Source organism: Brucella sp. NBRC 12950, from assembly GCF_030268145.1.
Classification (GTDB): domain Bacteria; phylum Pseudomonadota; class Alphaproteobacteria; order Rhizobiales; family Rhizobiaceae; genus Brucella.
In genome coordinates, this window is sequence record NZ_BSQC01000016.1 from 101,391 (window position 1) to 112,932 (window position 11,542).

Here is an 11,542-nt window from a genome sequence, read left to right on the forward strand (position 1 = left end):
CAAGTTTTGAAAAATGCCAAACATGAATCGTTCGTACAAGTGCTAGCTAAGGGGCGATCACAGACTTCGCTTATCCAGCAGTTGTTTTAAATTCGCATCGCCAGAATGCATCAAGGCAGATGACAAACGATGTTATTCAGCGGCGCGTGGCCGAACCTCACGGCAAAGCCGCTCAGGAGGTATCTATAAAGGTCGAGACCCCGGCTGCAGAGCTTGAAGAGGCTCGCAGCAATGCGAGCGCCGGTCGAGACCGCTGTATCGGGCACTATGGGAAAACAAAACTTTTCGGACTTGGCAGTTACCGCCCAACAACTGGAAACGCTAACAGGCGGTGACTTGCAGCTCTCGAAAGCGCCTATTGGCGGCATAACGCTTACCAAGTCTGCTTCTCTAAGGTAATATGCTACCAGCTCCTTGATCCTCGGCGCGAGATACGCCGACGGTGCATTGCCGGGAATGCCGAAGAGCAACCCATTGGAGTTGGTAACGCCGCCGAGCTGGCCGGCTGAGGTCGCACGTGGAATTAGTCGGTTCAGTTACTGGTTCGAAGCCTTTGGCGCCATACTGACGAAGTGAGGCAAGCGCTGCAAATGGCTTCACCATTTAAAAAAAAGAATTATCTCGTTGTCTTGCCCACGTGTATTTAGCCCCACTTTAACTGCGTGAATGCAATTAAAGTGGGGGAGGGCATGATAAATGAGATCGGAATGCTTAGTAGTGGACGGAGAGAGAGTCCAGCAATGGTGTTTTTGGCGGCGTAAACTTTGTCAGATCGATGCCTTCGACCGCAGCCTTGTACTCTTCAGGACTTGGCGTGCGGCCAAGGATTGCTGAAAGCACAACGACCGGTGTTGACGCGAGAAGGGATTCCCCCTTCTTCTCTGTTGTATCTTCAACAACGCGACCCTGGAAGAGTCGTGTCGACGTCGCAAGTACAGTGTCGCCCCTTTCGGCCTTTTCCTGGTTCCCCATGCAAAGATTGCAACCCGGCCGTTCTAGATAGAGAATGTTCTCATAAACTGTGCGTGCTGCATTCTTTGGCATCTGATCGTCGAATTCGAAGCCGGAGTAGCGCTGCAATATTTCCCAATCGCCTTCCTCTTTGAGTTCGTCGATAATGTTATAGGTCGGAGCTGCAACAACCAATGGTGCGTTGAACTCGACCTTGCCTTCGGCCTTTTCGATGTTTCGGAGCATCTGGGCGACAATTTTCATATCGCCTTTGTGCACCATGCAAGAGCCGACAAAACCAAGGTCAACTTTCTTCGTTCCGCCATAATAGGATACCGGGCGAATGGTATCGTGGGTATAGCGCTTTGAAACATCGGCATTATTAACGTCCGGATCCGCGATCATCGGTTCGTCAATCAGATCGAGATCCACGACGACTTCAGCGAAATATTTCGCATCATTGTCTGGCGCCAAAGCCGGCTTTTTGCCCGAGCGGATTTCATCAATGCGCGCATTCGCCTTGGAGATCAGTCCCTGCAACGTGTGAGCCGCGTTCTCCATCCCCTTATCGATCATGATCTGAATGCGGGATTTTGCAATTTCCAGCGACTCGATAAGGGTTTCATCTTCAGAGATGCAGATAGAGGCCTTTGCCTTCATCTCTGCCGTCCAGTCAGTGAAGGTAAACGCCTGGTCCGCTAGCAGTGTCCCGATGTGGACTTCGATAATGCGACCCTGGAAGACATTGTCGCCACACTGCTTAAGCATCTGAGCCTGCGTCGCATGAACCACATCACGGAAATCCATGTGTGGCTGCATCGAGCCCTTGAACGTGACTTTCACGGATTGCGGGATCGGCATTGTTGCTTCGCCCGTTGCCAGCGCAAGGGCCACCGTTCCGGAATCTGCGCCGAAAGCCACGCCCTTTGACATGCGTGTATGGCTGTCCCCGCCGATGATAATCGCCCAGTCGTCAACGGTGATGTCGTTGAGGACTTTATGGATGACATCGGTCATGGAATGATAAACGCCCTTTGGATCGCGGGCGGTGATGAGGCCGAAATTATTCATGAAGCTCATCAACTTAGGAATATTGGCCTGTGCCTTTTTATCCCAAACGGATGCAGTGTGACAGCCAGACTGATAAGCGCCGTCGACCAGCGGTGAAATCACCGTCGCCGCCATCGCTTCAAGTTCCTGAGCGGTCATCAGGCCGGTTGTATCCTGAGAGCCAACAATATTCACTTTCACGCGTACGTCCGAACCCGCGTGCAGAACCTTGCCAGGGGTAACTCCGACCGCGTTGCGGTTGAATATCTTTTCTACGGCTGTCAGGCCTTGGCCTTCAATGGTGATTTCCTTGTTGGGTGCAAAGACCGGTGTGACCGGTATGCCAAGCGTCTGGGCCGCAAACGTCTGGAGTTTTTTGCCAAAGACGATGGCATAGGAACTGCCAGCCTTCATGAACTCCATCTTCTGGGGAGTGAATGCAGAAGCAATATCAACAAGCTCATTGCCAGCCTCATCGCGCAGCTTCTTGTTTTTGGCATCGATGCTGAGCACAGTTCCTGTATCGACCGCGTATTGCTGCTCGAGGATGGGATTTCCATCATTGTTGAGGATAGGCTTGCCATCTTCGCCGAGCTTTTTGGTCCAATTCTTCAGATTGAGCCCAATACCGCCAGTTACATCGACAGTCGTTGCAAAAATCGGCGAGATCCCGTTGGTTCCAGCGACGATCGGTGCAAAATTGACGAAAGGCACATAAGGGCTTGCCTGCTTGCCTGTCCAAAGAGCGACATTGTTAACGCCGGACATGCGCGAAGATCCGACACCCATCGTGCCTTTTTCAGCAATCATCATGACGCGCTTGTCGGGATGCTGCTTTTGCAGTGCAACGATTTCTGCCTGCGCTTCAGGCGTGATCATGCACTGTCCATGCAACTGACGATCCGAGCGCGAATGCGCCTGATTTCCTGGTGAGAGCAAGTCAGTTGAGATATCGCCTTCGGCGGCAACAAAAGTTACGACCTTGATTTCATCATCGACATCGGGAAGCTTCGTGAAAAACTCAGCCTTCGCGTAGCTTTCGAGCACGTCTTTTGCGATCAAGTTTCCAGCCTGAAATGCGTCACGAAGACGGAACATATCTGCGTCGTAGAGGAATACCTGGGTTTTAAGGATTTCACCGGCCGCCTGAGCCATAGCGTCGCCATCGCTCAGTGCGATATCAAGAAGCACTTCAATGGAGGGGCCGCCCTTCATATGCGAGAGCAGTTCCAGTGCAAATTGTGGCGATATCTCTTCAACAACTGATGCGCCCTGGATGATCTTCTTCAAGAAGGCTGCCTTGACGCCTGCGGCGCTCGTGGTGCCCGGCAAGGTGTTGTATATGAAGAATTTCAAAGCTTCTGGACGAAGTGCGTTTCCAGTATCTTCGATCAAAGTAATGATTTCAGCAATGAGCCCGCCGTCGTCAATTGGCTTGGGGGCAAGGCCCTGAGGTTCTCTGCTTTTGATCTCAGCCAGGTAATCTTGATAAAGGGTCATCGCTATCTCAATGTTGGTTTAACTGACGACGAGGGTTCACGCCAGCCAAGTGTCTCGCAAAAGTACTGGTTTCATAGAGGTTTCAATTATTGCAATCAAGTCTGCTGTTGCATCGAGCGCCGGTTAGCGAACATCGGTCTTGCTGACTGAAAAAACCTCTACTGCGCTTACGGATTTTGAAGTTTGACCGGCTTTCGCCCAAGGTTGTTGTCGTGACGACGACGTTTGATTGACAAATATTATCTTGTCTTTCAGGTTTGGGGTGGTCGGGCTTTCTCTGTTTTTGAACGAGGACACGCATGCAAACCTCAAGACCGAAATCAGCTTTAACCATTTTTATTCTCGCCGTCATTGCAATCGTCGGTGCATTCTCGTTAGGGTTTATCGCGCTCAACCGCGATGAACCGATTAATGCAATGTGGATCGTTATCGCCGCTGTATGCATCTACTTCATCGCCTACAGGCTTTACGGCATTTTTATCCTCAATTCGGTGCTGCGGGCGGATTCGACACGCATGACGCCTGCATTCAGGCATAATGACGGGCTCGATTATGTCCCCACCGATAAGCATATTCTTTATGGACACCATTTCGCGGCAATTGCTGGCGCGGGACCTTTGGTCGGCCCGGTTTTAGCCGCGCAAATGGGCTATCTGCCCGGAATGCTGTGGATTCTGGCGGGCTGTGTACTGGCCGGTGCCGTGCAAGACTTTATGATCCTGTTCATATCCACCCGGCGTGATGGCCGATCGCTCGGCGAGCTGGTCCGCGAAGAGATGGGAAATGTCGCAGGCGTCATTGCGCTTGTTGCCTGTTTCATGATCATGATCATCATATTGGGTGTACTTGCCATGGTCGTGGTGAAGGCGCTCGCTGAAAGCCCGTGGGGGACCTATACTGTCGGTTTCACCATCCCGCTCGCCCTTTTCATGGGGATTTATCTTCGCTACCTCCGGCCGGGTCGGGTCGGCGAAGTCTCCCTTATCGGCGTTGTTTTATTGCTTTTCGCAATCGTTTCTGGAGGCTGGATCAAAGACAGCGCCTATGCATCCTGGTTCACTTTTGAAGCGACGACGCTTACCGGAATTATCATCGTTTATGGTTTCGTTGCGGCTGTTTTGCCCGTGTGGCTGCTTTTAGCACCCCGAGACTATCTGTCGACTTTTCTGAAGATTGGCACGATTATCGCTCTGGCGGTGGGAATAGTTATTCTACGTCCAGTCCTTGAAATGCCGGCCTTAACACGTTTCACGGACGGAACTGGTCCCGTGTGGAGCGGCGACATCTTTCCATTTCTCTTCATCACCATTGCCTGCGGTGCTGTCTCGGGTTTCCACGCGCTGATATCATCGGGAACCACGCCCAAGATGTTGGCGAACGAGGACCAGAGTTGTTACATTGGCTACGGCGGCATGCTGATGGAATCCTTTGTCGCCATCATGGCCTTGATTGGCGCCTGCGTAATCAATCCTGGCATTTACTTTGCAATGAATACGCCTTTGGCCGTCCTGGCGCCGGCAGGTACACAAGACGTTCTACAATCGGCAGCCACAGTGGTCAGCAATTGGGGATTTCATATCACGCCTGAGGCGCTGCAGGCTATCGCCCAGGATGTCGGCGAAACATCGATCGTCGCCAAGGCAGGCGGTGCACCCACCCTTGCTGTAGGGATCGCGCATATTCTTCACAATGCGCTTGGCAGCTGGCTGAATATGTCATTTTGGTACCATTTTGCGATCCTGTTTGAAGCTCTGTTCATCCTAACGGCAGTCGATGCGGGGACAAGATCTGCGCGTTTTATGCTGCAAGACCTCTTGGGAATGATGAACCCAAATCTGCGCCGAACTGACAGTCTGTATGCCAATGTCCTTGCGACAGCGTTGGTTGTCTTGTGCTGGGGATATTTTGTTTATCAGGGCGCGATCGATCCAAAGGGTGGGATCTATACGTTATGGCCGCTATTTGGCATCGCAAATCAGATGCTGGCCGGGATGGCGTTGATGCTCTGTGCGGTGGTACTGGTAAAAATGAAACGCGAGCGTTACGTCTTTGTGGCTCTCCTTCCGGCGATCTGGCTGTTTATCTGCACGATGACTGCGGGTTGGCAGAAAATCTTCAGTGAGAAGATTGGTTTCTTTGCAGCCGCACGTAACGCTAAAACCCCTCACGACGCGCTCGCCAACTATATCAATGGCACGTTAACAGCATTCTTTATGATTGTTGTTATTGTGCTTGCAGTCTTCTCGGTGAAGACGGCGATGATTGCGTGGCGCAAAAAAGAGCCGAGCATTCGTGAAGTCCCAAATGAGCGGCTACCAGAAAATTGGGAGGCACAGCTGGCACATCAGCATTGATGCAACGAAATTCCCGAAAGGACACATTCATGTTTGACACAATGCTACGAGCAGGAAAATGCTTATGCCAAACGGCAAGGCTGATGATCGGCGTACCAGACTATGACAATTATGTTCGACATTTTACGGAGAACCATCCTGAAACTACGCCAATGAGTTATGCTGAGTTCTTCCGGGAGCGCCAGGAAGTACGCTATGGGGGAAAAGGCGGCTTTAGATGTTGCTAAGGCTCAAATGGTCAGCCCCGATCCAGACGGGCTGGCCATGAGGCCCAAAGTCTCAGCCGGGTTTAAAAATTTGCCTGATCCTATCCGCAAGGCGTCGCGACCTATCAATTGAAAGCATCGAAATCTAGCATCGACGACGTCTGATCTTTGATGCCGGAGAATTCTTGTTCGATGCAATATCAGACACATCGACCAAAACGGACCCTTTGTCACTCGAGCCGAACGAATATGGGGTGAGGGCTCTGATCTTCACCTCACTTAAGGGATGTTTTCGTAAGACTTTCCATCGATGAGAGGGACGCGCTCGCTGCTAAGCGTGAGTTTTCCGGGTTTTGTCGGGCGATGCGGACAGATTCTACCGCCAGTCTTGTTGTTGTTTTGTTAGCTGGGAGAACCCACATACCCAGGCCAGTAGACCGCGGCTCCAGAGGGTCTGGTTCCGAAAATGGCTTGGCCTATGCGCACCACGGTCGCACCTTCTGCAATCGCGATTTCAAAGTCGCCGCTCATCCCCATCGAAAGCCCTTTAATCTCTTTATGTATCGAAATGGCGTTATCGCGCAGGAGACGAAGGCGCCGAAAACATTCCCGGACGCGAACACGATCTGGATCGAAGACTGCAAGCGTCATGAGGCCTTGAGGCTTAAGCTGAGGATATTCGTGAAGTCGCTCGAGAAAAGGTAAAAGCTCATCTGGTTGGAGACCATACTTGCTCGGCTCTCCTGATGTATTGACCTGGATGTACACTTTAAGCGCGCGGTTGGAGGCGGTTAGTCGGCGATTGAGTTCATGCGCCAATTTCAGGCTATCGAGCGCGTGGAACTCAGATGCGAACCGGATCAGATGCTTGGCCTTATTTGATTGAAGGTGACCAATAACTGTCCAATCAATATCAAGATCGGACAGAATGTCTTGCTTTTGCAGTGCTTCCTGAATCTTGTTTTCCCCAAAAGCCCTGATACCTGCGGCAAATCCGAACCGCAAAATATGACCAGGGACAGTTTTTGTCACAGGGAGAAGTCGAACTTCCTGTAACTGGCGAGAGTTGCTTTGAGCGCACACCAGAATTCTTTCTTGCAGTTCCTGAAGATTTTCACGGAACCTAGCCGCAGGATCATTCCCAAACCGCTTGATGTCTTCATCAGTGAGACAACCATCATAAGACACTTCCATAGGAAAACTCGCTGGCAAGTCGACGTTATGCAGGCCTCATTATATTGCCTATTTGGTCCGCACTTCCCCGCCAATTTTAACTGCAATGGCAGACCAATTTCTGCTCACTTCAGACCTTGAATGCGGTTCACTGTCAAATCTTCAATAGAGATCGCCAGCTTCTTCACGGCTGCTTCGAGTTCCCCGGGGGTATAGGCCGCAAAGCCCATTAATATACCTGCTGGAGGGCGATCGCACATGTATAAGTGCGACAGCCCCAAAAGATCGATACCAGCGCGACGGCCGGCCTCAATCAACGACGCTTCAGAAAGGCGGCCGGTGAGTGTGCAAGCCAATTGCAGGCCGCCTGTTGGAACATTTGTGGTCAGATACTCTGACAGGTGCTGGGAAATGAGATCGGTCAGGATGCTGAGACGTTTTGCGTAAAGGATACGCATTGTGCGGACATAAGCCCCAAAATGGCCCCCTTCCATGAAACGCGCGAGTGTTAATTGTGATGTTAAAGCTGAATGACCATCAAAGAGCGTTCGGGCGGATGTCATCGGTTGAACCAAGGCTGGTGGCAGAACAACGTAGCCAATACGCAAACCTGGAAAAAGCGACTTTGTGAATGTCCCTATATAAATTGTCTGCTCGCCTGCGTCCAACCCCTGCACGCAGGCAGTTGGTTTTCCCGCGTAATGAAATTCGCTGTCGTAATCGTCTTCAATAACCCAGGTCTGATTCTTCCGAGCCCATTCGATAATTGACAATCGTCGTTCAAGGGATAACGTTGCCCCGGTGGGAAACTGATGGGAGGGTGTGAGAAAGACTGCCTTGGTCTGAAGATCCGAACCAAGCATCTCCTCGACGACAAGCCCATTCTCATCGACACGGACCGGCATGCACTCAAGTCCAGCTGCCTCAAAGGCTTTACGGGCGCCGTGATATGCAGGATCCTCGATGAAAATTCGATCGCCGGGATCGAATAAGACATTTGCACAAAGTGACAGAGCTTGTTGAGAGCTAGTTAAGATCAGTACTTGCTCTGCAGTGGCTCGAGCGCCTCGCTCAAGATTGACATAATCGGCAACGGCTTTTCGTAAACGTTCACTCCCCTGCGGGTCGCCATGCGTAAGCGTTTGCACACCATATTCTTTTCGCACCTGCCGCTCTAATCGTTCCCAAAGAGCTAACGGAAATGCCCGAGTTTCCGGCACTCCCGGCGAAAAAGGGCGAGGAAATGATGCTTCTCGCACGCCGCCATTGCGGGCCATGACGTTGCCACGTCTACTTAGCTTTCCTGGGTTACGCGTTGGCACGACGCGGTTCTGAGAGCATTGATGAGACAGCAATTCGCTCATCTCAGCAACAAAGCTGCCGCTGCCAACCCTCCGGTCGATGAAACCTTCAGCATGAAGCTGAGTGTAAGCTGCCTCGACCGTATCGCGCGACACTTGAAGCGACTTCGCCAACATGCGGGACGCTGGAAGGGGTCGACCTGAGGACAAGGCACCGTCGATAATCAACTGCCGGATGGCACGCTGTATGCGTGCATGCAGCGGCATCGCTGCATTTGCTGGCAGAGCGATCCAGGCTTTTACAGTTTCCAACTGGGCATGCTTGAACAATTGGATGGTCCTTCAGACAGAAAGTGGATGGATACATCAGACCAATCACCCGTTACCTGTCAATGTGAACCTGTTCGCAAATGCCAAAATTCCGGAGATATTCTCTTGCCGTCCACAGCTTCGACATCCACCAGCAGTCTGCGCGATCTGCCTCATCCAATTATAGCCGGTTTGGTTTCGGTGATCGTCAATTACGGTGGGACATTTATACTTGTGTTTCAGGCCGCTAAGGTTGCCGGCCTAAGCCCTGATCTCACTGCTTCCTGGGTCTGGTCAGTCTCGATAGGTGTTGGGATAACAGGGATATATCTCAGCATGCGCTTTCGCGAGCCGATTATCACGGCCTGGTCAACACCGGCAGCAGCATTTCTAGTTACCGCCCTTGCGACAACCCCGTATCGTGAAGCAGTAGGGGCATTCATCCTATCGGCAATCGCATTCATTGTACTTGGATTGTCAGGCTACTTTGAGCGGGTCGTTCGCTTAATTCCGCAGCCGATAGCCTCCGCACTGCTCGCGGGCGTTCTCTTGCAGTTTGGAATTGGGGCTTTCGGGGGTGCGACCATGGATCCGGTCTTGGTTACCTTACTGATCGCATCCTATATAATCCTGAAACGCATCATTCCACGCTATGCAGTGGTCGGTATTCTTATCGTCGGAATATCATTTCTGGTTTTACAAGATAAGATTGCTTTTTCGGAAGTGAGCCTGGAATTTGCTGTCCCTATATTCACGATGCCTGTGTTCTCGCTCAATGCTTCGTTGTCGATGGCGCTACCCTTGTTTCTCATCACCCTTACGGGCCAGTACGTGCCTGGGATGCTTGTTCTGAGAAACGACGGCTTTAAGACAAGTGCTGATCCTATCGTCACTGTCACAGGCCTCGGGTCACTTATCATGGCACCATTCGGATCACATGCCTTTAACTTGGCGGCGATCACCGCTGCGATTGCAACAGGAAATGAGGCACATGAAAACCCGTCGAAGCGTTGGATCGCTGGGATTGCCGCTGGATTGTTCTATATTCTCGTCGGAATATTCGGCGTAACGCTTGCGGCCGTGTTTATGGCTTTCCCTTCCACGTTTATCACGACACTTGCTGGTCTCGCTTTGCTGGGCACGATCGGTGGCAGTCTTGCTGGAGCAGTGTCTGAACCATCAACCCGAGAAGCGGCAGTGATTACGTTCCTTGCCTCGGCTGCAAATATAAAGCTTTTTGGAATTGGCGGCGCATTCTGGGGGCTGCTTATCGGTTTGCTCGCCTACCTTGTGCTCAATAGCAATATTTTGCGATCAAAAACTTAAGGGTGTGAAGGCTGACACCCTGCGCCACGCCCATAAGTGTTCGGAGAAGGTGAGACATTCCCCAGACTTCATTCGCCATTTCCTCATCTCAATAGGGAGCGCGGGTAGCGGACTCCCTTAAAATCAGTTCCACCGGCCACAACTCTTGAATATCTGTGGCGATCCTTCCGTCCAGCATCTCCATCACAAGGTCCGCACATCTTTTTCCTGCCAAGCGCATGGAAGACCGTGTTGCGGTCAGTGAAGGAACCATATTGTCAGCGCTTAGGAAGGATATGACATCATCATGGGCAACTACAGATATGTCTTTCCCGATCTCCAATCCGACTGAACGTGCAGCACGATAAATACCCAAGGTTGACATCATCGAACCGGCAATAAATGCAGTTGGTCTCAACTCGGAGTCTAGCAACTTCAGTGCGATGCGATAGCCCGCTTCATCGGTAAAATCACAATGCTCCACGAGAGCGGGATCGAAAGAGACCCCTCTCTCTTCAAGCGCGCGGCGATATCCCGCATCCCGATGAAGTGAAAAAGTGAAACCATATCGACCATTGATCATCGCTATCCGACTGTGACCAAGGTCAAGCAGGTGTGCAGTTGAGCGGTAGACCGCGCCGTCATTGTCTATATCAAGCCAAGCATGAGGTATCTCGATTTCTGAACGGCCGTGGACAAGAAATGGCATTCCGAGCTGATCGAGCAGACGAATTCTTTCATCGTTCGGTTTTGGCGATGTAACAATAATGGCATCAACCCGTCGGCTGGTCGCAAGACGACGACAGATATCCACCTCGTCGTCAGTTCCGTTACTGGCAATAGGACTGACAAGAATATCAACTTCGTCCTGGCTAAGCCGCTCAGCCATCCCGCGCATGAATTCCGCGAAATGAAACTCGCTGTTGCGTCCCATGACCACTCCGACAGCGCCCGCTCGACCCGTCACCAAACGCACTGCGTTGACGTTGGGTCGGTATCCGAGTCTTGCAGCCTCTGCGATTACGCGTTTACGCGTGGATTCGGCTACTTCAGGATATCCGCTCAGTGCGCGACTGACGGTGGTCGGTGAGAGCCGAATAAGTTTGGCGAATTCGCGAAGTTTCATTGGTCTATCGGTTTTCAGAGGGTAGCTTTGCCGAGCCGATTATAACGAGTTGCTCCTTATTCACAATTGCACAAGGAGAAGCGGTTTTCCATCCTCTTCGAAAGGTGTGACTGAGTCAAACCGTTTTCAAGAAAAATCTAGGACGCAGTTTTTGCTGTGAGCCAAGCGGAATCGATCTTTTTGATCGTGTCGCCATAACAAGATGATTTTCAATAACTAAATTCATTATCGCTCCCAGAAATCTACTGTTACTAAACTGCGACTTGA

Annotated in this window: 7 protein-coding genes; 3 read left to right on the forward strand and 4 right to left on the reverse strand. The window is 51.4% G+C overall.

Features of this window, described 5'->3' with window-relative positions:
* Positions 1–711: 711 nt before the first annotated feature.
* Complete coding sequence (locus tag QSJ70_RS23010) at positions 712–3,501, reverse strand: bifunctional aconitate hydratase 2/2-methylisocitrate dehydratase (protein ID WP_285539976.1); 2,790 nt, start codon at positions 3,499–3,501, stop codon at positions 712–714.
* Positions 3,502–3,800: 299 nt separating this feature from the next.
* Between QSJ70_RS23010 and QSJ70_RS23015 the strand changes: the two genes are divergently transcribed.
* Together QSJ70_RS23015 and QSJ70_RS23020 are read left to right on the forward strand one after the other, a co-directional pair.
* Positions 3,801–5,855 carry a carbon starvation CstA family protein gene (locus QSJ70_RS23015; RefSeq protein WP_285539978.1) on the forward strand — a complete coding sequence of 685 codons (2,055 nt, stop codon included), beginning with the start codon at positions 3,801–3,803 and terminating at the stop codon, positions 5,853–5,855.
* A 41-nt stretch (positions 5,856–5,896) separates the two neighbouring features.
* Positions 5,897–6,082 (forward strand): YbdD/YjiX family protein, encoded by a 186-nt coding sequence (locus QSJ70_RS23020; protein ID WP_502871715.1) that lies wholly within the window; start codon positions 5,897–5,899, stop codon positions 6,080–6,082.
* 381 nt (positions 6,083–6,463) lie between these two features.
* Here QSJ70_RS23020 and QSJ70_RS23025 read toward each other — a convergent pair whose 3' ends face one another.
* Both QSJ70_RS23025 and pdxR read right to left on the reverse strand, forming a co-directional pair.
* Positions 6,464–7,255 carry a YggS family pyridoxal phosphate-dependent enzyme gene (locus QSJ70_RS23025; protein WP_285539981.1) on the reverse strand — a complete coding sequence of 264 codons (792 nt, stop codon included), beginning with the start codon at positions 7,253–7,255 and terminating at the stop codon, positions 6,464–6,466.
* Between the two features lie 104 nt (positions 7,256–7,359).
* Entirely contained in the window at positions 7,360–8,865 is a 1,506-nt protein-coding gene (gene pdxR, locus QSJ70_RS23030; RefSeq protein WP_285539983.1) for a MocR-like pyridoxine biosynthesis transcription factor PdxR, read from the reverse strand.
* A 105-nt stretch (positions 8,866–8,970) separates the two neighbouring features.
* On the opposite strand from pdxR, the gene QSJ70_RS23035 reads away from it, so the two are divergent.
* On the forward strand, positions 8,971–10,170 hold the full coding sequence (locus QSJ70_RS23035) for a benzoate/H(+) symporter BenE family transporter (protein WP_285539985.1): 1,200 nt from the start codon (positions 8,971–8,973) through the stop codon (positions 10,168–10,170).
* 88 nt (positions 10,171–10,258) lie between these two features.
* On the opposite strand, the gene QSJ70_RS23040 is transcribed toward QSJ70_RS23035, so the two are convergent.
* Entirely contained in the window at positions 10,259–11,275 is a 1,017-nt protein-coding gene (locus QSJ70_RS23040; RefSeq protein WP_215780918.1) for a substrate-binding domain-containing protein, read from the reverse strand.
* Between the last annotated feature and the right edge of the window lie 267 nt (positions 11,276–11,542).